We start from the raw sequence: 26,122 nt of genomic DNA on the forward strand, positions 1-26,122 counted from the left end.
GCGCCATGAGGCAAATCAACTGAGCGCAACGCAACCTGCCCGGTCCGGAATCAGGACTCCCTTACCAGCAACTCGGCAAATTCGGCTGCCGGCATGGGGGCGCCCTTCAGGTAACCCTGGAAACTGTCACATCCCAGTTCCGCCAGGACCTGCAACTGGCTGTCGAGCTCCACACCCTCGGCCTGTACTTCCAGGTCCATGGCCTGGCCCATGGCGATGATCGCCTTGACGATACCCAGGCCACCACCCTCGGAAGACAACTCGCTGACAAAGCTGCGATCAATCTTTAGCTTGTCCACCTTGAAGCGGCGCAGATAACTGAGGGAGGAATAGCCGGTGCCAAAATCGTCGATGGCCAGCCGGGCCCCTGTTTCACGGATTTCGGAAAGCAATTCGGTGGTGCGGTCGCCGAGGGCCAGCAGGCTGCTTTCAGTCAGCTCCACTTCCAGATATCGCGGAGACACCCCGACCTCGGTGACCACCTGCCGGAGAAAACCGGGAAAGTGGCCCCGCTTGAGCTGTTTCGAGGAAACATTAACCGCCACCACACCGGGGTCGAGGCCCTGATCCTGCCATTGCCGGATCTGCCGTGCGGCTTCCTCGAGCACCCAGCCCCCCAGTTCCGTGATCAGCCCGGTCTCTTCCGCCAGCGGGATGAACTCCACCGGCGACACCAGCCCCCATTGCGGATGGCGCCAGCGAATCAGTGCCTCAGCCCCTTTCAGTCGCCCGGTGACGACGTCCCAGACCGGCTGATAGAACAGTTCGAACTGTTTTCGCGCCAGGCCAGTGGTCAATGCCTCTTCGAGCTCAAGCCTGCGCCGGGCGAGTCGGGTCATGTCGGCACTGTAGAAAGCGAAGGTGTTCTTGCCTGCCAGCTTGGCTTCCGAGAGTGCGGAATCCGCTTGACTGAACAGGCTGGAAACCTGTTCACTGTCGCTGATCCGGTTTCCTGCTGCCAGGCAGATACCGATGCTGGCACGCACCATGACCCGGGCCGTATGATCCAGGGTAAAGCCGGCTCCCAGCGCATCCAGCAGACGGGTAGCCAGCTGCTCCACCTCGTGCTGGTCGTTTACCCCCGGCACCAGCACCACAAACTCATCGCCACCGAACCGCCCCAGCTCCTGCCCCTCCCCGAGACACTGCAGGATGCGCTGGCTGGCCTTCTGCAACAGCCGGTCACCCAGCTGGTGGCCGTACGACTCGTTGATAGTCTGAAAGTCATCCAGGTCCACAAACAGCACTGCCACCCGGGTGCGACCATCTTCCGGGGTCTGGCGAAGGGCATTGCGCAGGTGTTCCGCCATCAGCGCACGGTTCGGCAGGTCCGTCAGTGGGTCATAGAAGGCCAGGTAACGGAGTCGCTCCTTGTCCGCCTTTTCCTCGGTGATATCCGTTGCGAACAGCACGTAATACGCCAGTCCCCCTTGCCTGTTCTGAACCCGGGTTACGGTCACCCACTGGTTGAACATGGAGCCATCACGGCGACGGGCGATAACCTCCCCCTGCCACATGCCTTCCTGGTCCACCTTACGCCAGAGTTCATCGTAAAAGAGCTGTTCGTGGGCGCCAGAGCGAAACTCCGCCAGGTTCCGACCGAGCACCCGGTCCAGGGACGCCCCGGTCATTCGCTCGATCGCCGGGTTGGCATAGATCACCTTGCGTTCCGCATCGGCGGCCATAATGCCGGCATGGGCATGTTCGATCATGGAGCTCTGCAAGGTCATGAAGCTGGAGGCCCGGTCCAGTCGTCGCAGGGACCGCCATACCAGCACACCAATCAGTACCGAACTCACCACCACAAACGCCCAGCCCTTGAAAGTCTGGGCCTTGAGCTGCATGTCCTGACCAGCACTTGCAAAGAACCAGGCCACCAGCTGATCCGAGAACAGGATCCACAGGCAGCCCACCACCAGGTAAATCAGGGCGATCCTGAACGGTGATGTCCTGGTTTCGGGTAATGCCAATGGTTGCCCCCTGTTACTTCCTGATCGAAACATCCGGGCATCTGCGTGGTAAGCTGCCTGGTATCCGTCAAACCAATTCCGGAGTTTTCATGTCGTCCACAAAACCGTTCTCTCTGCTGGAACTCGCTTCCGTCCGGGAAGGGGACTCCGTCGCGCAGACACTCGCCAACAGTGTAGCCTATGCCCGCCATGCCGAAAGCCTGGACTTCCAGCGTTTCTGGCTGGCAGAGCACCATAACATGGAAGGCATCACCAGCTCGGCCACAGCGGTACTTGTCGGACACATTGCCGGTCAGACCGAACGCATCCGCGTGGGATCCGGCGGAGTGATGTTGCCCAACCACCCGCCACTCGTGGTCGCCGAGCAGTTTGGCACCCTGGAATGCCTCTACCCGGGCCGCATAGACCTGGGGCTCGGACGGGCGCCCGGCACGGACCCGATCACCAGCCGGGCCCTGCGGCGTGATGGTATCGGGGCAGAGCAGTTCCCTGACGACGTACAGCGGCTACAGGAACTGCTGGGGCCACTCAGGCCGGGTCAGCAAGTCAAGGCCATTCCCGGCGCGGGCACCAACGTGCCCATCTGGTTACTGGGTTCGTCGCTTTACAGTGCCCAGCTTGCCGCATTGAGGGGCCTGCCCTATGCCTTCGCCGGTCACTTTGCACCGCGCCTGTACCGGGAGGCCCTGAAGGTCTACCGGGACCACTTCCGGCCGTCAGAGCAACTGGCTCGCCCCCACGCCATGCTCTGCCTGCCGGCAGTGCCTGCAGATACCGTCGACGAAGCGCAGCACCTGACCACCACCAGCTACCAGCGCATCCTGTCCCTGTTCCGGGGCCAGCCGTTATGGATGAAGCCGCCTGTCGACTCCATGGACGGCCTCTGGAGCCCGGCGGAAGAAGCCGGTGTTAAAGACTTTCTGGGTTTGCAGGTGCTCGGGGACGAGGAAGCCATCCGGGACCGTTTACAACAGATCCTGGCAACCGTGGAGGTGGACGAACTGATGTTCACGGTGGATCTCTACGACCCCGCCAAACGCCGCCACGCGCTGGACATCCTGGCCCGGGTGCGTGACAGTCTCTGACGCTGAACGCCCTGACAGGCGTCCGGCCCGGGCATGATCATTAGTTGTGGTGGGGTTAACCATTCCTGCCCAGTCCGGGCAGGGTGTGCGGATCGGTGTAGTCCAGCCCGTGCGCCTCGGCTACCTCCCGGTAGGTAAGGTGCCCGTCGTGGACATTAAGACCCGCCAGCAGGTGTGGATTGTTCCGCATCGCAGCCACCGCCCCATGCCCGGCCAGCTGCCGGATAAATGGCAGGGTGGCGTTGTTCAGCGCCAGGGTGGAGGTGCGCGCGACTGCGCCCGGCATGTTGGCGACGCAATAGTGCACCACCCCTTCTTCAACAAACACCGGATCATCATGTGTAGTGGGCCTAGACGTCTCCGCACACCCGCCCTGGTCGATCGCCACATCCACCAGCACACTGCCATCCGGCATTTGACGCAGCATTTCCCGGGTCACCAGTTTGGGCGCTGATGCACCGGGAATCAGCACCGCGCCGATCACCAGGTCCGCCTCGGTAACACACTGCCAGAGCTGCCCCGCGCTGGAGAATACCGTGCGAATCCGGTTGCCGTAGCGGTGATCCAGCTCCCGCAGCACATTCACGTTGACGTCCAGCACAGTCACATCTGCGCCCAGACCAACAGCCATTGCGAGGGCATTCTGGCCGACCATGCCAGCCCCTATGACGGTAACCCTTGCCGGACTGACTCCGGGCACCCCGCCGAGCAGCACACCACGACCACCCATGACTCGCTCCAGGCAATGGGCCCCGGCCTGCACCGCCATACGGCCCGCCACCTCGGACATAGGCGCCAGTAACGGTAACCGGCCGTCGTCATCGGTAACCGTCTCATAGGCAATGCAGGTAGCACCGGAGGCTATCAGATCCCGGGTCTGGGCCTCGTCAGGCGCCAGGTGCAGGTAGGTAAACAGGGTCTGTCCGTGACGAAGCCACATGCGTTCTTCGGCCTGGGGTTCCTTGACTTTGACGATCAGTTCGGCCTCCTCGAATACCTTTTGAGGGTTGTCTACCAGAACGGCGCCGGCCCCCTGGTAATCGTCATCGCTGAATCCAATGGCCTCTGCAGCGCCGCGCTGCACCATGACCTGGTGCCCCTGGCCGGTCAGTTCAGAGACCGCAGAGGGAGTCATGCCAACCCGATACTCGTGGTTCTTGATTTCTTTCGGTACGCCTATCTTCATGCCAGTTCGCTCCAGGAATCATTCTCCCCAAGTATAGGAGCCATCCGCCACCATGTTCGGCCCGTAGAACAGAAGTGTTCTATGATCTTGTAGGATGTTGTACAGACCGAGTCACCAACGTTAAAAGGACTGACCCATGACTTCGAAACTGACCCCACTGGCTGTTGGCATTGCACTTTCCCTGGGTGCCGGCACCGCCCTCGCCCAACTGCAGACTGAAACCGTCAAATACTCTGTGGACGGTAAAACCTTCACAGGATACATAGCCTGGAACGATGCCATCGAAGGCAAGCGACCTGGCGTACTGGTAGTCCACGAATGGTGGGGCCACAACGAATTCGCCCGGGACCAGGCCGAGAAGCTGGCCGCCGCCGGCTACACCGCCTTCGCACTGGATATGTACGGTGAGGGTAAGGTGACTGACCATCCCGACGAAGCCCAGGCCTTCATGAAAGAAGCCACCGGCGACCTGGAGTCCCTGAAGGCCCGCTTTACCGCGGCCATGGAGGAACTGCGACAGCATGACACCGTGGATGGCAGCCGGATTGCCGCCCAGGGATACTGCTTTGGCGGCGCGGTCGTTCTGAACATGGCCCGACTGGGTATGGACCTGGACGGCGTGGTGAGCTACCACGGTTCACTGGGTAGCCCCATCGAACCGGAGCCCGGCACTATCACGGCCCGTATCCAGGTGTATACCGGTGGTGCTGACCAGATGGTGCCGGCGGACCAGGTCGCGGGCTTCGTGGCCAGCATGCAAAACGCGGAAGCGGACTTCTCGGTCACCAGTTTCCCGGGTGTAAGGCATTCCTTCATGAACCCCGGGGCGGATGCGGTTGCCGAGGAACACGGCATGCCCATTGGCTATGACCAGGATGCGGCCGAACGTTCCTGGGAAGGCACCATGCGCTTCTACCAGGATATTTTCAGCCAGTAAGTGATGTCGGGGCGGGCCTGCCACGGGCTACCGCCCCGTAAGTACAAGTACGTGACTTTTTGTATCTGAAGGGCTGGTATTCCTGAAAAAGCAGGAGTACAGTCGGATGTCAGGAAAGATCAGTAAAGCATTTCATAAACCAAGACGTATCTCTCTCCTGCAGTAGTGTATCCGTCCTGTTTTTGAATCCGCAGTTCTGTGTTTCCTCCCAAAGGTCCTTTGCGGCAACCGGGTTCCGGGGCTGTTGAAAGGGCAATCTAGAAAGTGTTTTGAATACAGGAATTTCGAGTATGTCTACTGTTACCGGTACTGTTAAGTTCTTCAACGAAGCGAAAGGCTTTGGCTTCATCACCCGTGAGTCCGGCCCGGACGTTTTCGTTCACTACAGTGCCATTCAGGGCAGCGGCTTCAAGACCCTGGCCGAAGGCCAGCAGGTTGAGTTCACCGTCACCCAGGGCCAGAAAGGTCCCCAGGCGGAGAACGTTGTAGCCCTGTAAATCAGGCTTCAGCGCAGGTGGCGTCTGACCTTCGGGGAAGGCGCTCCTGAAAACAGAAAAGGCAGCTTCCGGGCTGCCTTTTTTGTGTCCTGTGTCCCGTCCTGAAATACGTTGTCATCTGGAGATGCACAGATGGACAACATCACTCCCACCCGCAAGAAGCGCACGCAGCGTGATTACAACCTCGGCTTTAAATTAGCGGTTGTTGATCAGGTCGAAAAAGGCGAGCTCACGTACAAACAGGCGCAAAAGACCTACGGTATCCAGGGTCGCAGTACGGTTCTCACGTGGCTTCGGAAGCATGGTAAATTGGACTGGTCCTTGCCCAGGAGCTCGCCCATGAACCGATCCCAGGAAACGCCCGAGCAGAAGATAAAGCGACTGGAAAAAGAGCTGGAAGATGAGCGTCTTCGCAACCTCCTGCTCAATGAAATGGTCGATATCATGGATCGGGATTACGGAGCCGGCCTGCGAAAAAAGTATTTATCCAAGGAGCGCGCACGCTGCAAGCAAAAGGCAAAGTGAGCCTGAGCAAAAGCTGTTCGCTCTTTGGAGTATCACGCCAGGGGATTTATCAACGTCTTCAGCGGCGGAGAATGCGTCAGATTCAACTGGAGCCGGTTAAAGCTCTTGTGCAGCAGATTCGAAAACGATTGCCACGATTAGGAACACGCAAGCTGTATTATCTGCTGCACGAAGAATTTCAAGCCCTTGGCATCAAGCTTGGCCGAGATGGTTTGTTTGATTACCTTCGTCAGCACCAGTTACTGGTCCGCCCGAAGAAAAACTATACGAAAACAACCAACAGCCGCCATTGGATGAGGAAGCATCCTAACCTGCTGGCAGGATGTGAGCTGCATCGCCCGGAGCAGGTCTTCGTGAGCGATATCACCTACGTTGAAACAGGTGAGGGGGTGCATTATCTATCCCTGATTACGGATGCCTTCTCACGCAAGATCGTGGGCCATAACCTCAGCCATGAAATGAAAGCTTCCGATACCGTGGCCGCGTTGAACCAGGCAGTCCGTCACCGTATGACCGATCAGCCCCTCATACATCATTCGGATCGAGGCCTCCAATATTGCTCTTCTCTGTACCAAAGCGTGCTACGGAAACATCAGATTCGGCCATCGATGACCGATGGGTATGATTGCTACCAGAACGCTCTTGCTGAACGGATCAACGGCATCCTCAAGCAAGAGTTTCTTATCAACCGATGTCGAACCTTTGCCGAGTTGGGTGTACTGATCAAGGAGTCCATTGCTGCCTATAATACCTACAGGCCACACCTCAGTCTCGGCATGAAAACGCCCCAAGAGGTGCATGAAAAAGCCAGCAACCCTAGGCCGCTGGCTTCAACAAAAACCGTCAACGTATATTAGGACGGGTCACTGAATTCCTGTATTGCCCATAGCCTGGCCGATTCCAGACCTTTCCTGGCCACCCTGTCAGACCGGCCGCCAGAGCCCGAACAACCACATTCCCACCGCCACCATGGCCAGGGAACCCAGCACATGCACGGCAACGCTGGCCAGCACCACCAGCCACTTGCCCGACTGCAGGGCACCCATCAATTCCAGTGAAAACGTCGAGAAGGTGGTAAGCGCCCCGCACAGCCCGGTAATCACCAACAGCCGCCATTCGGGCGACAGCGAACTGTGGCTGAACCAGCTGATAAAGAATCCCGCCAGACCCGCTCCAGCCAGGTTAGCCAGCAGCGTCCCTCCCTGCAGCCCATGCCCCGGACCATTGAGCCAGAGACTCAGGCCCCAGCGAAGGTTGGCGCCGATCACAGCGCCAACGCTTACTGCCAGGAAGGCCCAGCCGGTCATGCCGGGTTGTGGTCAATCAGAGTGGATTTGTCCATGGCCAGGGCGTCGAACGGGAAGTCATCTACTGTCAGCATATCGAGCACGTTCTTCTCGTACTCTCGCATGAAAGTGATTTCTTCTTCGCTGAGAATCTCGGCCTGATACGCTGCCTCGAACTGCTCTTCCGGGTGCAGGGCCTGGCCTGGTAGCTCACCCTTGGCAGCGGCCTTGCCCACCTTGCGATAGATGCCTTCCGCCCGGTCATAATCCTTCAGCAGGCTGTTATAGCGCGCCACCGGGTTTTCCTTGTCGTCACCCTCGGTATGCCAGACCGGCATCAGCAGTTTGGCACGCACCGGAGTGTCGGTGGATATGGCCCGGGCTACCCGGCGGGTCAGGTCGTCGTGGGGCTTGTCCCAGCGACGTCCCAGGGGCATGGTGACCATACGAAGAGCCACCGCGACCGCCCGGTTGGGCAGGTTCTGCAGCAGTTCGTCCAGGGCATTCTCGGTGCGATGAAGCAGCAGGCCCATGCTGTATTCAAGCAAGTCGGCCTCGCCTTCAACCGGCTGGGTCTCGTGCCAGTGCTTGAGGACCATGGAGGCCATGTAGAGATTGGCCAGCATATCGCCAAGACGGGCGGAGATCAGCTCCCGCATCTTGAGCTGTGAGCCCAAGGTGGTCATGGCGGCGTCAGAGCAAAGGCCAAAGGCCGCACTGAAGCGGGCCACGCCCTGGGCATAGCGGCGGGCGGTACTGTCGAAGGGCACTTCCGCCTTGCCAAGCCCGAGAGCCTGGGTGAATGCCCGGGCGGCGTTGCCGAAGATCAGGCCGGCGTGGCTGAAGAACGCCTCGTCGAATGCCCTTTCGTCATCCTTGGCCTTCGCAGCCAGCTCTTTAAGTACATAGGGATGGCAGCGGATGGCACCCTGACCGAAGATCATCAGGCTGCGGGTCATTATATTGGCACCCTCGACGGTAATGGACACCGCCGAGCCCGAGAAGCCGATCCCCAGGTAGTTACGTGGGCCAAGGGTGACCGTCTTGCCACCGTGAACATCCATGGCGTCGGTAAGCACGGCACGCTGCATCTGGGTGAGCTGATATTTCAGGATGGCCGACGGGACCGCTGGCTTTTCGCCATTATCGATCATGTTGGCGGTCTGCAAGACTGACGACTGGGCGATGTAGCACTGGCCGGCAATCCGGGCCAGGGCTTCCTGGACGCCTTCCATATCCGCAACCGGAGTATTGAACTGGCGACGCACACGGGTGAAGCCACCGGCCACACCGACCGAGGTCGCGGCGGAACCCGCCGCACCGGAAGGCAGGGTGATACAGCGCCCCACGGACAGGCATTCCACCAGCATCCGCCAGCCTTCGCCAGCCATTTCCGGACCACCGATGATAAAGTCCAGGGGAATAAATACGTCCTTGCCCACAATCGGCCCGTTCATAAACGGGCTGCCAACGGGCCAGTGCCGACGGCCGATTTCCATGCCGTCGGTATCCCGGGGTATCAGCGCGCAGGTGATGCCCAGGTCTTTCTCTTCGCCCAGCAGGCCATCCGGATCGAACATACGGAAGGCCAGGCCCACAACCGTGGCAATGGGCGCCAGGGTGATCCAGCGTTTCTCGAAGTTGAGCTTCAGGCCCAGCACTTCCTTGCCGTTATATTCACCCTTGCAGACGATGCCGGTATCCGGCAGTGACGTGGCATCCGAACCGGCACGGGGCCCGGTCAAACCAAAGCAGGGGATCTCCCGGCCATCCGCAAGGCGTGGCAGGTAGTGGTCTTTCTGCTCTTCGGTGCCATATTTGACCAGCAGTTCACCGGGGCCCAGGGAGTTGGGTACGCCCACGGATACCATCAGCACCTCATTGGCGGCCAGCTTCTGTAGCACCGCCGACTGGGCCTTGGCGGAAAAACCGAGGCCGCCGTATTCCTTCGGGATAATCATCCCCAGGAATTTCTCCTTCTTGATGTACTCCCACAATTCCGCCGGCAGGTCAGCGCGCTCTACGGCAACATCCCAGGCGTTACACATGGACACGGCCTTCACACACTGATTGTCCACGAAAGCCTGCTCTTCCTCCGTCAGACCGGTGTTCCGGTTAATCAGCAGGTTGTGCCAGTCGGGGCGCCCGGTGAAGAGCTCGCCGTCCCAGCCCACGGTGCCGGCATCCAGGGCCACCTGTTCGGTGTCTGAAACCTTGGGGGCCACCTTCTTGAACATGGCGAACACCCGCGGCGTCAGCCAGCTGCGACGGAATTGCGGCAAGCCGGCGGCGGCGGTTGCCACGGCACCCGCAAACAGCAGCAGGGTGAGCCAGCCGGAAGCAAAGATCCATGACAGCAAGCCGAACACAACCATCACAATGATGGCGGGTTTGGCGCCGGCCTCGCGGCGCATCACCATCAGCAGTGCGGTGAGGGCCAGTACAAACAGTATCAGGGTCATCATAGGCGCTCTCTTTCATCCTCCGGAACGGGAAACCGGCGATGTCAGGTCGCGGCGGTTCCGTGGTTCAAATTGAGTGTGTGAGGCCTGCTCGGCCATCCTTGCTTGTTTTCGGATACCTCTACGCGGCGCGCGTTCAGGCTAAGCACGCTGCCAGGACTTGCGGCAGGCTCCACCACAAAAGCCCCGGCCTTGCATGATCTTACGCCCAAATTACCGGAACGGATGGTACCTGGCCAGCCCCGTCATGCAGTAACCACCACCCGGATCCCCTCCAGTGACAGCTCGGCACGTGAGATGGCGGTTTCCGCCGCATCAAGTTGATCCCGGAAAAAGGTTATTTCCTCCTCACGGATGGCCGGGTTATGACGACGCAATGCCTCAAGGCGCTGAATCTCCGGTTGCAGAAGCTCCCTTACCCGACTCAGGGCGGCATCCCGGCCCGGCTCGAACTCCGGTTCCGCCAGCGCCCGGGCATGGTCCACCATGGTTTCAACCTCTGCCCGGATCCGTGGCACCACCGATTGCGCCGTACGGCGGGGAATATTGGCACACAGGCCGTTGAGACGGTCATGGGGCAGCACGGCTGAAAGGTCACGGCCGTTGACGTCCACCAGCACCCGCACCGGAGATAATGGCAGGTACCGGGACAACTGCAGCCGCTCCGGCGCCGGACAATGCACGATGAAGACGGCCTCCAGCATGACCGTGCCGGGCTGCAACCCCTTTACCGACATGGTCGCGAGCGCCGCCTTGCCCAGCCCGGAACCCAATACCGAGTCCATGACACCGGTAACCAGGGGATGCTCCCAGCTCATGAACGCCATATCTTCCCGGCTCAGTGCCTTTTCGCGGCTGTAGGTGACAGTAACGCCGTCATCGGGCACCAACTCCAGCTGCCCGGAGTGCCGCTGCTCGCTGGGCTTGAGGATCTCCGCGCCCTCAGAGTGCTCTTCCACATCCACTCCGAAAATGTCGCAGGCGGTGTGCACATAGTCCTGCAGGCGGGCATCCGCCTCTTCCTCCTCGATTGCCTCGATCAGTGCGTCCGCACGGTCACGGCGACAGGAGTTGAGTTCAATCAGGGCATCCCGACCTTTTTCCAGGCGTTCTCGCAGCTCCGCCGCAAGCCTCGATGTATGGGCAACCAGGTCAGGTAACCCGGCCGTATCGCCGGCCATAACCGCCTGCCACTGTTCGCGAACCTCGTCGAACACCGCTACGCCAATGGCACAACTCTGTTCGAAGGCATTGAGCCCTTCGTGGAACCACTGCCACTGTACATCGCCACTGGTGCCTTCCAGGTAGGGCACGTGGATGTCGATAGACTCGCCCTGTCCGATCCGGTCGAGCCGACCGATACGCTGCTCCAGCAGGTCCGGGTTAGCGGGCAGGTCCAGCAGCACCAGGTGGCGGGCAAACTGGAAATTCCGGCCCTCGCTGCCAATTTCAGAGCAGATCAGTGCCTGGGCACCCTGCTCATCCTCGGCGAAATAGGCGGCAGCCCGGTCCCGCTCGATCAGGCTCAGGTGTTCGTGGAAGGCAGCACTGCGAATGCCCGCCCGTAACTGGAGGTACTCTTCAAGGGCCATGGCTGTTTCGGCGTGGGCGCAAATCACCACCACTTTCTCCCGTTTCAGGCCTTTCAGGGTCTGCTCCAGCCAGGCCACTCGCGGATCTTCCGCCAGCCAACGTTCGTCCGTAAAGCCGACTTCCGGGGTCAGTCCCGCCTCGCCGGTAACATCCCCCTCCTTCCGGTACAGCTCGGGACATGGCAGAGGGTAAGTATGCAGCTGCCGCCGGGGGAAACCCTTGACCGAAGCCCGGGTGTTGCGGAACAAAACGCGGCCGGTGCCGTGGCGATCCAGCAATGCACTTACAATGGCCTGCACTGGATCACCGGCCGCCAGCAACCCCTCCAGGTCATCCCCGAGCCACTGCCGCAAGATGGCCTGTCGGTCAGGGCCAGGCACTTCACCTGACTCAAGCAGTGCCCGAACCACGTCATTGACCTGTTGATAATCGGCTTCCTGCTTGCGGAAGGCTTCCAGGTCATGGAAGCGAGCGGGATCCAGCAACCTGAGGCGGGCAAAGTGGCTTTCTTCACCGGCCTGCTCCGGTGTGGCGGTGAGCAGCAAAAGGCCCCGGGTTTCCTCGGCGAGGCTTTCCACCGTAGAGTACTCCCGGCTCGGGCGGCCCGGCTGCCAGCCAAGGTGATGGGCCTCGTCCACAACCATCAGATCCCAGCCTGCCGCCAGTGCGTCACGCTGGGCCAGGGTATGGCTGGTCAGGAAGTCCAGCGAACACAACACCAGCTGGCTCTCTTCAAAGGGGTTGGCCTGGGCCACCTCCTCTTCCAGCTCCGGGTCCGGTTCTGACAAGGCCTCATAGCGGGAGTGATCCACGATGGAGAAACGCAGGTTGAAGCGGCGCAGCATTTCCACCAGCCATTGATGGATCAGCGAGTCCGGCACCACGATCAACACCCGCCGGGCCAGGCCGGCATGGAGCTGATAATGCAGGATCAGCCCGGCCTCAATGGTCTTGCCCAGCCCCACTTCATCCGCCAGCAGCACCCGTGGGGCGAACCGCCGGGCCACTTCGTTGGCAATATAGAGCTGGTGGGGCAGGTGCTGGGTACGTGTCCCGAGCAGTCCCTGAACCGGTGACCGGGACAGCCGGTCCTGGTGCTCCAGGGTGGCCAGGCGCAGCCGGAACGCACCATTGCGATCAAACTGGCCGGCGAACAGTCGTTGGTGGGGCGCAGAAAAGCTGACCTGGCTGGCGAGCCGTACCTCGGAGATTTCCTGCAGGTCACCATTACCATCGGCAGCGTGGTAAACCAGAACCCCGCCGACCTCTTCCACCGCCTGTACGGTCAGTACCTGGCCATCAAAGGTCTCGATCTCTTCCCCCATGTGGAAAGCAATCCGGGACAAGGGGGCACTATCGATCGCGTAGGTGCGTTCTTCATCCGCCGCCGGGAAACCGAGGGTAACCGTTCGGCCAGACACATCGGTGACTATACCCATGCCCAGTGACGCATCGGAGTGACTGACCCAGCGTTGGCCAACCGCAAAAGCAGGTGCTTCCAAGAATCCTCCAGAACTTCAGATTTTAATGATCAGTTACGTGCGAGTGATCCTGGTGGGATCAGGCTCGCGTATCCAGAACGCCGTGGCCCCGCAAACCGCTGCGGGCACGACAAAGAGGTTCACCACCGGCACCATGGCCAGCAACGCCACCGGCAGACCAAAGCCCAGGGCGCTCAGCCGTCGTGCGGCCAGGCGCTGACGCAGGGCGCCAAAACTGACCCGATGGTTGTCCGCCGGATAGTCCACGTATTGCAGGGACATCATCCAGGCATTGAAGGCAAACCAGAGCACCGCCGCAACCAGGTTGACTACCGGAATCAACCCGATAATGACTAACAGCAAGGCCCGCGGAATATAGTAGACAATCTTGTGAACCTCCCGGCCCAGCGCCCGGGGGATGTCCTTTAAAATCTGGACCCAGCCGCCATCTTCACTGACCTCCTGGCCAGTGAGGTATTTTTCGGTCTGCTCCGAAAGGAACCCATAGAACGGGGAACCGATCAGGTTGGCCATGATCACAAAGCCATAGGCAAACATCAGCAGAATGACGATGCCGTACAGCAGCCAGAACAACCAGTCGATGGCCTGCAACCAGGCCCAGTCAGGCAACCAGGCCATGACGGTGGCAATCATCACCGCAAAGCCCTCCGCCATCAGCCAGACCAGAGCGATAAACAACAGCAGATTGAGGATCAGCGGCACAACGACAAACAGCCTCAGCCCTGGCTGCCGGATCAGGCCGAAGCCCTCGCCCAGATAACCCAGACCCCGGAAAAAATTACCTTGCAACATGCTTGCAGCCTCATGACACATGGCAGTGAAGGGGCGCAAAGCATATCATGATGCCAGTAACACCACAGCCGGACCCGGTATGCGACTTCCACAACCCCTTCACAAACTGCTCGCGTTGCAAACCCTCTGGCGCGCCCTTTTCTGTATGGCACTGATTGCCATCACATGGCTGGGTTTCACCAGCGAGCCCTACCCCATCCCCTCCGCTGCCAGCGACAAGGCAAACCACTTGCTGGCGTTTATGGTGCTGGCAATACTGGCCCGGCTGGGGTGGCCGTCGATCGGCTTGATGGTGCCCCTTGTGGTACTCGCCAGCTATGGCATTGCCCTGGAACTGGGACAGGCGATCACTCCCTGGCGGGATTTTGCGGTACTGGACGTAATGGCGGATGTGGCTGGCATACTCATTGGCTATGCGTTGCTTGCCCTGGTTGTGAGGCTGACCGGCGCCCGACTGGAAACCTGAGCACTTGTCCAATCAAGCGGCGGATTGGTTGACGCAGTTTGCGCCATAACCAGGAATATCCGTAGAGCTCCGATAAACAGCCTTGAGAGATTAACCCGATTCCGTGTGCGATATTTCCTACATTGACGTAGGAAACTGCCGGAACTTCTGGTGGGCAAAAAAGCCAAAACCCCGATCAATAATCGTATGTCATTGTTTAAAAAGTGTTAAATATTCCTGATACCGTTTTGTGAAAGAACCATCATGGTTTGGTCATACGCTGTAAATTTTTGTAGGGGTATAGTGGGAACCGTCAAGGATGACAAGGAAGAGGAAGACTTATTGGATGTCCCTCGCAAGGAGTTTGAGGGGAAGCACGGATTCAACGGATAGCAGGCTTAAGGGAAAACCTAACACGGATCGCCGGCCCGGATGCTGGCGCCAAGGAGATGGCCAGGGAAAGATTTGCAACCGGATTGTTGCGAAAGAGCATGGAAGCCACGACCTGTTCCGACGAGGGCAACCCAGATGGGTTGCCCTTTTCTTTTTCAGCCATCACTCCCGGATCGGTACAATCGCACCTGGTTGAACTCTTCAAACTCATTCAGATCCGGCCAGGTAGTCGCGGCCACCATATCCAATACCTCATACCCTGGCTCCACCAGGTCCTTAACCCTGGAGTCCGCCAACAGCACCTCACCTGCCGCTTCGCGAAACATCTGCAGGAACGGACGGTTGTCCCGGTCATAAAGCACATCCGCCGCCGTAATCAGGTCCAGCCCCGCAGGGCGCCGGTGCCAGTCATCACAAAGCGTTACCCTTACCCCGTTGAGGGCGGCATTGGCCTCGGTGGCGGCCAGGGCATCCGGGTCCAGGTCACAGGCGATGGCCTCGTCAGCGCCTGCCTTGGCAGCGGCCACCGCAACGATGCCTGAGCCAGAGCCGAAGTCCAGTACCCGGCGCCCACGAACCTGCTCCGGATGGTCCAGAATCCACTGGGCCAGCACCTGGCCACTAGCCCAGCAGAATGACCAATAAGCCGGCTCCGCTACCACCGCCTGGGCCTCGTCGTGGCTCAGCGGGCCTTGCAGCACCTGCGGGTCAAACAGGTATAAAGCCAGTGATGGGCAGCCCGCCGGGCGCGATACCGCCAGCCGGCCCCGGGGCAGGGTCCGGCGGATGGCCCCGACCAGACCGGCAGGAATGGTGTAATCATCGATATCCATGACAGTTCCTCTGTGGCTCAGGAGCGGCATTTTACACGGCCAACGCCGGTTTTCAGCCCGGGAGGCGCTCACGACAGGACCACACCCGATCCGTTATACTTGCGCTTTTATGACCACTACGGACGACGTCTTCCAGGCATGAGCACCCGACCAGATACCGACCAGTACCGCGAACTTTTCCTCAACGACATTCCCCTGATGGATGTGCGCGCACCGGTGGAATTCGCCCGGGGTAGTTTCCCCAATACTGTGAACGCCCCCCTGATGAACGACGAGGAGCGCCACCGGGTTGGTATCTGCTACAAGGAAAAAGGCCAGGATGAAGCCATCCGGCTCGGCCACCAGCTGGTTGCCGGCGATATCAAGGCAGAGCGGATCGCCGCCTGGAAGCGGTTTGCGCTTGAACATCCGGAGGGCTATCTGTTCTGTTTCCGGGGTGGCCTGCGCTCACGCCTGACCCAGCAGTGGATGCGGGAAGCCGGTATTGAATACCCGCTGGTAAAGGGCGGCTACAAGGCCCTGCGCCGTTTCCTTATCGATACCCTGGACGATATCGTCCGCTCGGGTACTTTCCATATCATCAGTGGCCGTACCGGTACCGGCAAGACACGGGTGCTACACGAGATGCCCAACCCGATAGACCTGGAAGGCCTGGCCAATCACCGGGGCTCCAGCTTCGGCCGCCAGGTGACACCCCAACCGTCACAGATAGACTTCGAAAACGCCCTGGCGGTCGCCATGCTCAAGGCCTCCGAAAAAGGCGGCCCCATCTACCTGGAGGATGAAAGCCGCCTGGTTGGCCGCTGCGCCCTGCCCCTGGACCTGCGTGAGCGCATGTCCTCAGCACCCCTGCTGATTCTGGAACGCCCCCTTAACGAGCGTATCGACATTATCCGCGAGGACTACGTGGAAGATATGGTCAAGGCGTTCCGCGAGCGAGACGGGGAAGCAGCTGGCTGGGAAAACTTCCGGGATTACCTGCTCAGCGCCCTGGACCGAATCCACAAGCGCCTGGGCGGCGACCGGCATCAGCACCTGCGCCAGGTGATGGAACAAGCCCTTACCGAACAGGCAGCGACAGGAGACCCCACCGGTCACAATGATTGGATAAAGTCGCTTCTTACAGACTATTATGATCCTATGTATGACTACCAGCTCAGCCAGAAGTCAGGTCGCATTGTGACAGCTGGCGGCCCACGGGACCTGGTGGACTGGCTGCACTGGCGGAAACCGCTTAGGGAATGTAGTCGAGGGAGCTGATCCGACTCAACGGATTCACCGCCGGATTCCGTCCTACACGTTCGAACACACAGAAAAACCGGGAGACAATAATGGAAGACCTGTTTGGCGAAAACGGCAAGGCCGGTGAATGGCTGGATATGGCCGTCGAAATGATCATGCTGTACGCCCCCAAGGTGATACTGGCGATCATCACATTGGTGGTAGGCCTGTGGCTGATCAACCGACTGGTCAATGTGCTCGACGCACGCCTCAAGGCCAAGGATCCCAGCCTCAACAAGTTCCTCTGCGGCCTGGTCGGTATCGTACTCAAAATCCTGCTGCTGATTTCCGTGGCTTCCATGGTGGGCATCGCGACCACCTCGTTCATCGCCATTATTGGTGCCGCCGGCCTGGCCATCGGTCTTGCCCTGCAGGGCAGCCTGGCCAACTTCGCTGGCGGGGTGCTGATCCTGATCTTCAAGCCATTCAAGGTGGGTGACACCATTGAAGCTCAAGGCTTCCTGGGTGCAGTGGATGAAATCAACATTCTCTATACCATCATCAACACCTTCGATAATCGCCGTATCATCGTGCCCAACGGAGCCCTGGCCAACGCCTCACTGGTGAACGTCAGCTACTACGATACCCGTCGTTGCGACATGACCTTCGGCATTGGCTACGGGGATGATATCGACAAGGCGAAGGAGATCATCAAGCGCTGTCTCGAGTCCGACGACCGGGTGCTGAAAGACCCCGCACCCACCATTGCCGTTGGCTCCCTGGGCGACAACTCTGTGAACATCATCGCCCGCCCATGGACCAAGACCGACGACCTGTGGCCGGTGTACTGGGCCATGCATGAGAAGATCAAGAAAACCTTTGACCAGGAAGGCATATCCATACCCTTCCCTCAACGGGATGTCCACGTCTACCAGCACAGCGCCAAAAACGCCGACTGACCTGGTCTTCGGCCGCCCCTCCCCGGGGCGGCTGGTTTGCCCCTTGCAGGCGTACTCCATCACACTCCGTAGATTCCGAAGCTCGCAATCCGCGCACACTCCGCTAAGCTAGCCAATAACGAAGCTGGTCGGTGCATACTCTGTATCCGGCCAAAACCGTCGCTCTGGCAGGAGGTTCACGATGCCGGGAAAACAACTGAAAGCCTTCCTTGATCAATCCGGGGCAGATTACATCGCCCTCAGACACCCCCCCGCCTATACCGCCCAGCAACTTGCCCACCATGGCCGCATCGCCGGTGACCGGGTGGCCAAGACCGTGATCATCGAGCTTGATGGCAAGATGGCCATGCTGGTCATGCCCGCCACCTGGCGCATTCACTGGGAACGACTCAGTGACGTCCTGGAAACCGACTTTGTCGAACTGGCGGACGAAATGGAATTCAAGGACCGTTTTCCCGACTGCGAAGTGGGGGCCATGCCCCCCTTCGGTAACCTGTTCGATATGCCGGTGTACTGCAGCGAAGCCCTGACCCGTCAGCCGGATATTGCGTTTGCCGCTGGCTCCCACGAAGAGTCCATCCACATGAAAACGGCGGACTTCCTGGCCCTGGTAAACCCGGTAGTGATAGAGAAAGGCTTTATCCGGCCGGGCGCCCGCAAGCCAGCGTGGATGCAAAGGCGCCAGAAAGCAGAGCCCATGCCTTCAGAGGACCAGATAGAGCGATGGGAGCTGGCCGGCTACTGAACCGCTGACACCAGCGCCGGACCTTTCCGGGCAGCCATCGCTTGCCAGTGCCGGCAAGGTCCGTAAACTGGGGGTCTGACCAGGGACTTCTATATGACTCAGACCTTCGACTTCATCGTGGTCGGCGCCGGCATGGTGGGCGCCGCCATTGCCAATGGCCTGGCGGCCCAAGGCCACCAGGTCGCCCTTGTTGACCATGGCGCAGCCCCGCAGTTCTCGGCAGGGGATGACCCGGATATCCGGGTTTCCGCCCTGAGTGCAGGCAGTGAACGTTATCTGCGAGAGCTGGGAGCCTGGAACGACATCCTCGCCATGGCAGCCACCCCCTATCGCCGACTGGCCGTGTGGGAGGCCGCCGAGCACCCGGTCGCACGGCTGATGCCCGTCACCCCCCCCAGAACGACCTTCTCTGCCCGGGACCTCAAGACGTCCCACCTGGGCCATATCGTGGAAAACCGGGTGACCCAGAAGGCGCTCTGGGACCGGGCCAGCCGCCAGCCGACGGTCACGTTCTACAGCGGCGCCGGCATTCAGTCACTGGCCGACACCGGGGAGCAGATCACCGCAACCCTGGATAATGGGAAGACCGTCACCGGGCGCCTGTTGATCGGTGCTGACGGGGCCGACTCCCGGGTACGCCAGCTGGCCGGAATCGGCGTCAGCCGCGACCAGTACGCGCAACAGGCACTGGTGGCCAGCGTGCGCTACCGGGGCACACCTGCGGATATCACCTGGCAGGCCTTCCAGAGTAGCGGCCCCCGTGCATTCCTGCCCCTGCACAGCGCTGGCCCGGCCCACCCGGGAGAAAGCTGGGCATCCCTGGTCTGGTACGACGACCCGGCAGTTCTGAGTGAGCTCAAGGCCCTCAACGAACAGGACTTCATTGCCCGGGTCCGGGCGGGATTCCCGGAAGAACTTCCTGATCTAACCGCAGTAGCCGCCCGTGCCAGCTTTCCGATAGCCCGCCAGCATGCCCATACCTATTTCCACGACCGTGTGGTGCTGGTAGGTGACGCAGCCCATACCATCAACCCGCTGGCCGGCCAGGGAGTAAACCTTGGCTTCCAGGATGCCCGCTGCCTCCAGGCGCTGCTGGACGAGGCCCGCCGACAGGGCCAGGACCCCGGCAACCCACAGTTACTGGCTCAGTATGAAGCCGAGCGGCGGCCTGCCAACCGGCGCATGATGCTGACCATGGATGCCTTCTACCACCTGTTCAGCAATCGCCGGACTCCGCTGTGGGCCGTGCGCAACCTTGGGCTGGGGCTGGCCCAGGGCCTGCCCTTTGCCCGCAACCGGGTGGCTCGATACGCCATGGGCATCGACGAAGGACTGCCCTTGCCAGCGCGGGCGCTGCTGGAACGCCTGCCTTCCCCCTGGCGAGCCGCCGGGTAACGGGCTCTCCGGAGTTATCAGCATTACCCCGACAAGCATTCACAACGACCAGAACATCAGCAAACAAAAAGGACCCAGACATGGCAGAAACCATCTTCAGCAAGATCATCAACCGGGAAATTCCGGCCGACATTGTCTACGAGGACGACATCAGTCTCGCGTTCCGGGATATCAACCCGCAGGCGCCGGTACACCTGTTGATCATTCCCAAGAAGGACATTGCCACGATCAATGATATCGGCAAGGACGACCGGGAACTGGTAGGCCACCTCTACTGGGTGGCAGGAGAACTGGCCCGGGAAATGGGCTTTGCGGATCACGGCTACCGTACGGTGATGAACTGCGGTGAAAACTCCGGACAGACGGTGTTCCACATCCACCTGCACCTGCTGGCAGGCAAGCCCCTGGGCTGGCCCCCCTATACCGACAAGATGAAACAGGCCTGACCCCAGGCGCGGGGCGCTCATTCGCCCCGCTCCCACCCAGCACAAGCAGGCACCCGTCCACCAGATTACAGCACGCCCTTGGTCCACAACCTCCCGATCTGCAATCATTGGACCCTGTGCTGCCGGGAACAACGCTGTGAAAAACGACTGTCATTACCACCCCCTGGAACCCGCCAAGTGGGTGTGCGGTGAATGCCTGATCCACTATTGCTCCGGCTGCATGCCCGATGCCGACCCCCGTCGCCAGCATGGGCTTTGCCCTCACTGCGGTCGCACTCTGCGATACCTTGGGGCCGCTACCGAGGCGGTACCTTTCTGGCAAAGACTCTCGGCTTTCTTCCGTTACCCGTTTCACCGGGATCCGCTGATGGTAGTCGCGTTCTGCACACTCGTGCCCATCTTCCTGGGCCAGGGTATCCTGGGCTGGGTCACCTACGTATTGCTGGCCCTGGTGCTGTTCAAGTACACCTACGCGGTGATTCGCCATACCGCCGAAGGCCATATGAAGCCGCCACCGGTGTCCACCGCCTGGTCCGGTGAAGGCCTCGCCATCGGCCTGCAACAGATGGTGGTGTTTGTCGCCATGGCCATGCTGGTGGGCTTCACCATGGCCATGCTGGGACCGATTCCCGGCCTGGTGATTGGCGCCCTGGTGATTCTGGCCCTGCCTGCCTCGATCATGGTACTGGCGATGGAAAATTCGGTGTTTGCCGCGCTGAACCCGCTGAACGTCACTACCCTGATCACCGCCATTGGCTGGCCCTATTTCCTGCTGTACGGCTTTCTGATCCTTATGACCATGGCGTCCGGTGCGGCCCAGGACTTTGCCGTCAGCCACCTGGACCCGTTGCTTGCCCAGCCATTGACAGGCTTTCTCAACAGCACCTACATGCTGATCCTGTTCCACATGCTTGGATACCTGCTATTCCAGTACCAGCAGGAACTGGGCTTCGCCAGTGACTACCAGGAAGGCGAGGCTTCGGCAGACCCGCAGCGGGACCGCAGTCGCCGTATCGATGCGGATATCGACATGAACCTCAAGGAAGGAAACTACGACCGGGTAACCGGCATCCTGGAAGAATCCCTGAAAAGGGATCCGGCCAACCCGAACCGGCTCGAGCAGGTTTACCGGCTCGCCCTCGCCCGCAATGACCGGGCAACCCTGAGCCGTCATCACGGCAAGCTGCTGCGATGGATGGTGACCCTGCGCCGTCACCGGGAGATGAAAACACTGCTGACCCTTTTGCGCCAGCAGGATCCGCAGTTCCAGCCCGGGGACCCTGAACTGGCGGTCGCCTGTGCTGACCTGCTGTTCATGCAACACGAGCCAAAAGCGGCCCTGCAACTGCTGAGGGACTTCCACAAACGCTTTCCGGACAGCGACCAGATTGCGCCGGCCTATATCCTGGTGGCACGCATACTGGCCAATGGTTTCGGGCAGTGGAACAAGGCGGAGACTTTCCTCCAGTTTGCGGCGCGGCACACCTCTGACCCCGAACTCAAAGGGGACATTGCTAGCTATCTGGACCAGGCTCGGCACCAGGACCCTCTGAAGGAGCCCAGGGCGACATTCAAACCGGCGACTGACTAACCCGGTAACCAGCTACAAAAAAAAACGACAGGACCGGAAAGGGCCTGTCGTCTTTTTTATTCCTTCAGGTGTCTGCGCCATGGCAACCGCCACAGCCACCTGGAGTAGCCCCAGGGATCAGAAGCCCTTCAGGCTCGCCACCCGGTCGGCATGGTAGCGGAAGTCACCCAGTAACAGCTGTGCCGGACGGGCACGCTTCATGAACAGACCGATATCGAACTCGTCGGTCATACCCATACCACCATGCAGCTGGACGCCCTCGTTGGTGACCAGTTCAGCCACCTGGCTGGCCTTGGCCTTGGCGGCGCTGGCCAGCATGGAGGCCTGGTCGTCGTTGGCATCCAGGGCCATAAAGGCCTTGAGCACCATGGACTTCAGCTGTTCCAGCTCGCTCCACATATGGGCAGCGCGATGCTGCAACGCCTGGAAGGAGGAGATGTACACGCCAAACTGCTTGCGCTCCTTCATGTAGGCCACGGTACGATCGAACGCCTCGCTGGACAGCCCCAGCAGCTCCGCCGCCAGGTGGGCGTTGCCGATGTCCAGCAGCCTCTGTAGCGGGCCGGCAGCCTGGTCCTTGTCGCCCAGCACCGCTTCGGCACCGACAGCGACGTTTTCCAGGGTCACTTTCGCGTAGTTGCGGCCGTCCGGGAAAATGGTGCGCTCAACGCTCACACCTTCCGCCTTCGGGTCCACGAGGAACAGGGTGATACCGGACTCATCACGTTCACCGCCGCTGGTGCGGGCAGAAACGACCAGGGTATTGGCGATATGGCCATCTACCACAAAGGTCTTGCTGCCATTCAGTACAAAGCTGTCGCCCTGGGCCTCCGCCTTCGTGGCTACCCGCAGGGGCTGGTGACGGCCGGCTTCGTCGATGGCCAGGGCCACCAGGTGGCTGCCGTCGGCGATGCCTTTCAGGATGTCTTTCTGGCTGTCGTTGCCGGCCAGCATCAGGGCGCAGGCGCCCAGCACACCGGAGGCAAACAACGGCGAAGCTGCCAGGGTACGACCACCCTCTTCCATCACCTGTCCCATGCCCACGTGGCCAAACTCGGAACCACCGTGGCTTTCCGGGATCAGGGTGCCCGCCAGGCCCAGTTCAACGGCCTGGTTCCAGAATTCCGGTACGTAGCCCAGCGGGTCTTTCTCGTCCCGCAATTTGCGCAACTGGGACACCGGGGCCTGCTCGCTGAACAGGCCTCGGGCGGCGTCCTTCAGCATCTGTTGTTCTTCAGTCAGTACAAGCTTTTGCATGATTCTCTCCGCCCTTAGCCCAGTCCGAGAATGTTTTTGGCGATGATGTTGAGCTGAACCTCGGTGGTGCCCCCTTCAATGGAGTTACCCTTGGTGCGCAGCCACTGCTGCGGCAGCGCCCCGGCCGGCCGCTCGTCACCTTCCCACAGCAGACCTTCGCTGCCATAGGCGGCCACCAGCAGCTCGTAGCGGCGCTTGTTCAGCTCGGTGCCGGCGTACTTGAGCATGGCAGACACGTTGCCCACACCCTGACCGGACTTGGCCTCGTCCCGGGCCCGCTCAGCGGTCAGCTCGTAGCCGATGGAGTCGATTACCCAGGAGGCAACTTCAGTACGCAGCATGGAGTCGGCAAGCTTGCCATCTTCCAGGCCAACTGCGTCCACCGCCAGGTCTGACAGCGTCTTCTGGCCCGCAGCGGTGCTGCCCATGTTACCGATCATGCTGCGCTCGTGGGTCAGCAGGTACTTGGCGATGGTCCAGCCCTTGTCCACTTCACCTACGACCTGGTCCTTCTCAACACGGACGTTGTCCAGGAAGGTTTCACAGAACGGCGACTCACCCGAGATCAGCTTGATGGGACGAGTGGATACCCCCGGGGTTTCCATATCGAACAGGACGAGGCTGATGCCTTCCTGCTTTTTCACGTCCGGGTTGGTGCGAACCAGGGCGAACATCCAGTCGGCCTTGTCGGCGTAGGAGGTCCAGATTTTCTGACCGTTGACGATGAAATGGTCGCCTTTGTCCTCGGCCTTGGTCTGCAGGCCCGCCAGGTCGGAACCGGCACCCGGCTCGGAATAGCCCTGACACCAGCGGATCTCACCACGCACGATGGGCGGCAGGTGTTGCTGCTTGAGGGCCTCGGAACCGAATTTCAGAATCGCCGGGCCAATCATCCAGATACCGAAGCTGTTCAGGGGCGGCCGGGCCTGGATACGGGCCATCTCTTCCAGCAGGACCTTGTGCTCGTCGCGGCTCAGGCCGCCACCGCCGTACTCGGTGGGCCAGTCAGGCGCGGTCCAGCCCTTCTCTGCCATGCGTTCCAGCCACAGGCGCTGGTCTTCACTCTGGAACTGGAATTTGCGGCCACCCCAGCAAGCGTCCTTGTCGCTCTTGAAGGGGGATCGCATGCTCTGCGGGCAGTTTTCTTCAAGCCATGCCCGGGTTTCCTGACGGAAGGTTTCCAGATCAGTCATGCTTGTTCTCCTTGGGGCAGCACGCGGGCGGCCTCGAAACGGGCCAGGAGTATTTTCGGGCGTAGCTGCCGATGTCACGTTGGAATTCTGTTCCGCTCAGCAAAAACCGGGAGCGGATAACCGACCGAATAATGCCTTATCCAGAGCCGGCCTGTCATGCCCCTGTACGCAAAGATTTTGGCGGATTTTCTATAAATACATATAAAACAAAAGATTAGAAATTATATTTTCAATACACAACTGTACGGCCCGTGAAATCCAGGCGGGGAGTCGCAAGGGTACGCAGGAACTCAGAGAGACCGGACCAGCAGACGGTATTCGTCGGCCTTGGGCGCCATCCGGCGCTTGGTGAACTCGTCGGCCAGCAGCTGTCCCGCCTCCCTCACCTGGTCCAGTGGACCCCGTTCACGGAGTTTGGCAAAGGCTTTTTCTGCGACCTTGAGGTCATCCCCACGCAGGGCGGCAAACAGCACCCGGTTATGGTCCTCCGGGTCAAGGGGCTGAAGGCTCTCTCCAAGGTCCAGGTATTCCTGCCAGGTTTTCACCAGGTGCTCCAGCTGCTGCAGGCGCAGGTAGGTATGTAGCAAATCCACGGTGCGCTCCCGGAAATCTGGCAGGTCCGGTCGCAGCTTGGCCAACTGGTAAAGATGCTCCAGCGCCACAGGCCGGTCCGGGTTCGCCTGCCACAGGGCTTCGAAGCGCTTGCGGGCAGTGACGAAATCCATCCGGGCAACCGCATCCAGGGCGCGGGCGTAGTCCGCAGAGAAAGCCTCATCCCGGTCCTCCTGCTCAGGCTCGTAGAAGTCCTCACGGGCCTGGAACCAGCCTCTGCCCAGCAAAAGCACCAGGGCGGCACCAGCCACCAGTCCACCGGCATGGGCCAGGTACGCAACACCGGTAGCGCCAGCCATGACGTAGTCGTAGATTTCCTTGGCCAGCCAGACGGGAAGGATCACCAGGGCCGGTGCCCGGAAGTAGTTGAAATACACCCCGATGAAATAGAAAAAGCGGATTCGCTGCAGGCCGTAAAAAGCCACGTACATGCCCATCAGCCCGGAAATGGAGCCGGACGCTCCCACCAGCGCCACGGGCTCGTTCCAGTGGAACAGCCCGTGCACGCCCCCTGCAACGGCTCCGCACAGCAGATAGGCCAGCAGATACCGGCCCGGCCCAAGGGCTTTCTCCACGGTGTAACCCAACAGGAACAGGAAGACCAGGTTACCGATCAGGTGCCCCCAGCCGCCGTGAAGGAACTGGTAGGTGATAAACCGGTAGAGGGAAGGCTCTGCGGGAATCAGGCCTGCCTCGTTGGCGCTCAGCCGGTCGATGAAGCGCGCCTGGATAGGAGGCCGGTGCTCAGCCCAGTAACGACGTTCAACGCTGTTCATGACCAGCTCCCGGTTATCCACCAGGTAATCCATGAACGCCCGGTCACTCAGAATCGCGGCCGCCAGCCCGGCCCGCTGGCCCTCGCCTTGAAGGAACCTGAGGTATTCCAGCCGGTCTCCAGCCTCCGCCTCTCCCCGCAACTGCTGACGCTCCAGGTAATCCAGGTAAAGCGGAAGCTCCAGCTCATCCAGGTTTGCATCCAGGTAAGTTCCGATGGCCTGCCCCATAAGACGGGGATCCTTGGCCTGGTAGAACAGGAACACCAACAGACAGGCGAGCATCAGTCCCAGAGTCATCCACGGCGGATGCTTCCAGTCCAGTTTCCGTTCAGCGGGCAGGATAATCATCGACGGCCACTTTTCATCACAATTTGTCGTTGGTCAGACCGGTTTCTACCATAGCGGCGCCAGTATTTCCCGG

21 protein-coding genes are annotated in these 26,122 nt (G+C 60.3%); 11 read left to right on the forward strand and 10 right to left on the reverse strand.

Features of this window, described 5'->3' with window-relative positions:
• Window positions 1–50 precede the first annotated feature (50 nt).
• Complete coding sequence (locus LJ360_RS17660) at window positions 51–1,970, reverse strand: putative bifunctional diguanylate cyclase/phosphodiesterase (protein ID WP_264994589.1); 1,920 nt, start codon at window positions 1,968–1,970, stop codon at window positions 51–53.
• 89 nt (window positions 1,971–2,059) lie between these two features.
• Between LJ360_RS17660 and LJ360_RS17665 the strand changes: the two genes are divergently transcribed.
• Window positions 2,060–3,055 (forward strand): LLM class flavin-dependent oxidoreductase, encoded by a 996-nt coding sequence (locus LJ360_RS17665; protein ID WP_264994590.1) that lies wholly within the window; start codon window positions 2,060–2,062, stop codon window positions 3,053–3,055.
• A gap of 55 nt (window positions 3,056–3,110) precedes the next feature.
• Here LJ360_RS17665 and ald read toward each other — a convergent pair whose 3' ends face one another.
• Complete coding sequence (gene ald / locus LJ360_RS17670; RefSeq protein WP_264994592.1) at window positions 3,111–4,241, reverse strand: alanine dehydrogenase; 1,131 nt, start codon at window positions 4,239–4,241, stop codon at window positions 3,111–3,113.
• 136 nt (window positions 4,242–4,377) lie between these two features.
• Between ald and LJ360_RS17675 the strand changes: the two genes are divergently transcribed.
• The 3 genes from LJ360_RS17675 (at window position 4,378) to LJ360_RS17685 (ending at window position 7,057) form a co-directional block, all read left to right on the forward strand.
• On the forward strand, window positions 4,378–5,178 hold the full coding sequence (locus LJ360_RS17675) for a dienelactone hydrolase family protein (RefSeq protein WP_091853270.1): 801 nt from the start codon (window positions 4,378–4,380) through the stop codon (window positions 5,176–5,178).
• Window positions 5,179–5,468: 290 nt separating this feature from the next.
• Entirely contained in the window at window positions 5,469–5,675 is a 207-nt protein-coding gene (locus LJ360_RS17680) for a cold-shock protein (RefSeq protein WP_091853271.1), read from the forward strand.
• 132 nt (window positions 5,676–5,807) lie between these two features.
• Window positions 5,808–7,057 (forward strand): IS3 family transposase gene (locus tag LJ360_RS17685; RefSeq protein WP_413774371.1). Its coding sequence is split into 2 segments (ribosomal slippage): window positions 5,808–6,167 and window positions 6,170–7,057, totalling 1,248 coding nucleotides; the frame shifts between segments, so codons are not numbered across the junction.
• 66 nt (window positions 7,058–7,123) lie between these two features.
• Here the strand turns inward: LJ360_RS17685 and crcB are convergent.
• The 4 genes from crcB to cysZ form a co-directional block, all read right to left on the reverse strand.
• Window positions 7,124–7,507 carry a fluoride efflux transporter CrcB gene (crcB, locus tag LJ360_RS17690; protein WP_091853110.1) on the reverse strand — a complete coding sequence of 128 codons (384 nt, stop codon included), beginning with the start codon at window positions 7,505–7,507 and terminating at the stop codon, window positions 7,124–7,126.
• A complete protein-coding gene (locus tag LJ360_RS17695; RefSeq protein ID WP_264994594.1) occupies window positions 7,504–9,951 on the reverse strand; it encodes an acyl-CoA dehydrogenase in 2,448 nt (815 codons plus the stop codon). Before LJ360_RS17695 ends, crcB begins: the two co-directional genes overlap by 4 nt.
• 242 nt (window positions 9,952–10,193) lie before the next feature.
• Window positions 10,194–13,043, reverse strand: coding sequence for an RNA polymerase-associated protein RapA (gene rapA, locus LJ360_RS17700; RefSeq protein ID WP_413774379.1), 2,850 nt, complete (start codon window positions 13,041–13,043; stop codon window positions 10,194–10,196).
• A 33-nt stretch (window positions 13,044–13,076) separates the two neighbouring features.
• A complete protein-coding gene (gene cysZ / locus LJ360_RS17705) occupies window positions 13,077–13,835 on the reverse strand; it encodes a sulfate transporter CysZ (protein WP_091853102.1) in 759 nt (252 codons plus the stop codon).
• Window positions 13,836–13,914: 79 nt separating this feature from the next.
• On the opposite strand from cysZ, the gene LJ360_RS17710 reads away from it, so the two are divergent.
• Complete coding sequence (locus LJ360_RS17710; protein WP_264994596.1) at window positions 13,915–14,301, forward strand: VanZ family protein; 387 nt, start codon at window positions 13,915–13,917, stop codon at window positions 14,299–14,301.
• Window positions 14,302–14,828: 527 nt separating this feature from the next.
• Here the strand turns inward: LJ360_RS17710 and LJ360_RS17715 are convergent.
• Window positions 14,829–15,506: a class I SAM-dependent methyltransferase gene (locus tag LJ360_RS17715; RefSeq protein ID WP_091853097.1), complete on the reverse strand. Its 678-nt coding sequence runs from the start codon at window positions 15,504–15,506 to the stop codon at window positions 14,829–14,831.
• Window positions 15,507–15,644: 138 nt separating this feature from the next.
• Between LJ360_RS17715 and mnmH the strand changes: the two genes are divergently transcribed.
• The 6 genes from mnmH to LJ360_RS17745 all read left to right on the forward strand — a co-directional run bounded on the left by mnmH (window position 15,645) and on the right by LJ360_RS17745 (window position 21,863).
• Window positions 15,645–16,766, forward strand: a complete 1,122-nt coding sequence (gene mnmH / locus LJ360_RS17720) for a tRNA 2-selenouridine(34) synthase MnmH (protein ID WP_264994597.1) — start codon at window positions 15,645–15,647, stop codon at window positions 16,764–16,766.
• Window positions 16,767–16,837: 71 nt separating this feature from the next.
• Complete coding sequence (locus tag LJ360_RS17725; RefSeq protein WP_091853092.1) at window positions 16,838–17,686, forward strand: mechanosensitive ion channel family protein; 849 nt, start codon at window positions 16,838–16,840, stop codon at window positions 17,684–17,686.
• 181 nt (window positions 17,687–17,867) lie between these two features.
• Window positions 17,868–18,431 carry an aminoacyl-tRNA deacylase gene (locus LJ360_RS17730; protein ID WP_091853090.1) on the forward strand — a complete coding sequence of 188 codons (564 nt, stop codon included), beginning with the start codon at window positions 17,868–17,870 and terminating at the stop codon, window positions 18,429–18,431.
• Window positions 18,432–18,524: 93 nt separating this feature from the next.
• Window positions 18,525–19,826, forward strand: a complete 1,302-nt coding sequence (locus LJ360_RS17735; protein ID WP_264994598.1) for an FAD-dependent monooxygenase — start codon at window positions 18,525–18,527, stop codon at window positions 19,824–19,826.
• An 80-nt stretch (window positions 19,827–19,906) separates the two neighbouring features.
• A complete protein-coding gene (locus LJ360_RS17740; RefSeq protein WP_091853084.1) occupies window positions 19,907–20,272 on the forward strand; it encodes a histidine triad nucleotide-binding protein in 366 nt (121 codons plus the stop codon).
• Between the two features lie 136 nt (window positions 20,273–20,408).
• Window positions 20,409–21,863: a hypothetical protein gene (locus LJ360_RS17745; RefSeq protein WP_264994599.1), complete on the forward strand. Its 1,455-nt coding sequence runs from the start codon at window positions 20,409–20,411 to the stop codon at window positions 21,861–21,863.
• Window positions 21,864–21,980: 117 nt separating this feature from the next.
• Here the strand turns inward: LJ360_RS17745 and LJ360_RS17750 are convergent, their stop codons facing one another.
• From LJ360_RS17750 to LJ360_RS17760, 3 genes are all read right to left on the reverse strand, one after another.
• Window positions 21,981–23,120 (reverse strand): acyl-CoA dehydrogenase family protein, encoded by a 1,140-nt coding sequence (locus tag LJ360_RS17750; protein WP_264994600.1) that lies wholly within the window; start codon window positions 23,118–23,120, stop codon window positions 21,981–21,983.
• Window positions 23,121–23,134: 14 nt separating this feature from the next.
• Window positions 23,135–24,313, reverse strand: coding sequence for an acyl-CoA dehydrogenase family protein (locus tag LJ360_RS17755; RefSeq protein ID WP_264994601.1), 1,179 nt, complete (start codon window positions 24,311–24,313; stop codon window positions 23,135–23,137).
• A 290-nt stretch (window positions 24,314–24,603) separates the two neighbouring features.
• Window positions 24,604–26,049, reverse strand: coding sequence for a rhomboid family intramembrane serine protease (locus LJ360_RS17760; protein ID WP_264994602.1), 1,446 nt, complete (start codon window positions 26,047–26,049; stop codon window positions 24,604–24,606).
• Window positions 26,050–26,122: the final 73 nt, after the last annotated feature.

Origin of the sequence: Marinobacter sp. AN1, assembly GCF_026013985.1 — a bacterium.
Lineage (GTDB): Bacteria > Pseudomonadota > Gammaproteobacteria > Pseudomonadales > Oleiphilaceae > Marinobacter > Marinobacter segnicrescens.

What these genes read in the sequence shown, in the direction of transcription:
- LJ360_RS17755 (WP_264994601.1), bottom strand. Translation starts at nt 24,313, where the DNA reads ATGACTGATCTGGAAACCTTCCGTCAGGAAACCCGGGCATGGCTTGAA.
- LJ360_RS17680 (WP_091853271.1), top strand. Translation starts at nt 5,469, where the DNA reads ATGTCTACTGTTACCGGTACTGTTAAGTTCTTCAACGAAGCGAAAGGC.
- LJ360_RS17695 (WP_264994594.1), bottom strand. Translation starts at nt 9,951, where the DNA reads ATGATGACCCTGATACTGTTTGTACTGGCCCTCACCGCACTGCTGATG.
- LJ360_RS17675 (WP_091853270.1), top strand. Translation starts at nt 4,378, where the DNA reads ATGACTTCGAAACTGACCCCACTGGCTGTTGGCATTGCACTTTCCCTG.
- cysZ (WP_091853102.1), bottom strand. Translation starts at nt 13,835, where the DNA reads ATGTTGCAAGGTAATTTTTTCCGGGGTCTGGGTTATCTGGGCGAGGGC.
- LJ360_RS17750 (WP_264994600.1), bottom strand. Translation starts at nt 23,120, where the DNA reads ATGCAAAAGCTTGTACTGACTGAAGAACAACAGATGCTGAAGGACGCC.
- LJ360_RS17740 (WP_091853084.1), top strand. Translation starts at nt 19,907, where the DNA reads ATGGCAGAAACCATCTTCAGCAAGATCATCAACCGGGAAATTCCGGCC.
- LJ360_RS17710 (WP_264994596.1), top strand. Translation starts at nt 13,915, where the DNA reads ATGCGACTTCCACAACCCCTTCACAAACTGCTCGCGTTGCAAACCCTC.
- LJ360_RS17715 (WP_091853097.1), bottom strand. Translation starts at nt 15,506, where the DNA reads ATGGATATCGATGATTACACCATTCCTGCCGGTCTGGTCGGGGCCATC.
- LJ360_RS17725 (WP_091853092.1), top strand. Translation starts at nt 16,838, where the DNA reads ATGGAAGACCTGTTTGGCGAAAACGGCAAGGCCGGTGAATGGCTGGAT.
- LJ360_RS17760 (WP_264994602.1), bottom strand. Translation starts at nt 26,049, where the DNA reads ATGATTATCCTGCCCGCTGAACGGAAACTGGACTGGAAGCATCCGCCG.
- LJ360_RS17735 (WP_264994598.1), top strand. Translation starts at nt 18,525, where the DNA reads ATGACTCAGACCTTCGACTTCATCGTGGTCGGCGCCGGCATGGTGGGC.
- ald (WP_264994592.1), bottom strand. Translation starts at nt 4,241, where the DNA reads ATGAAGATAGGCGTACCGAAAGAAATCAAGAACCACGAGTATCGGGTT.
- LJ360_RS17730 (WP_091853090.1), top strand. Translation starts at nt 17,868, where the DNA reads ATGCCGGGAAAACAACTGAAAGCCTTCCTTGATCAATCCGGGGCAGAT.
- mnmH (WP_264994597.1), top strand. Translation starts at nt 15,645, where the DNA reads ATGAGCACCCGACCAGATACCGACCAGTACCGCGAACTTTTCCTCAAC.
- LJ360_RS17665 (WP_264994590.1), top strand. Translation starts at nt 2,060, where the DNA reads ATGTCGTCCACAAAACCGTTCTCTCTGCTGGAACTCGCTTCCGTCCGG.
- crcB (WP_091853110.1), bottom strand. Translation starts at nt 7,507, where the DNA reads ATGACCGGCTGGGCCTTCCTGGCAGTAAGCGTTGGCGCTGTGATCGGC.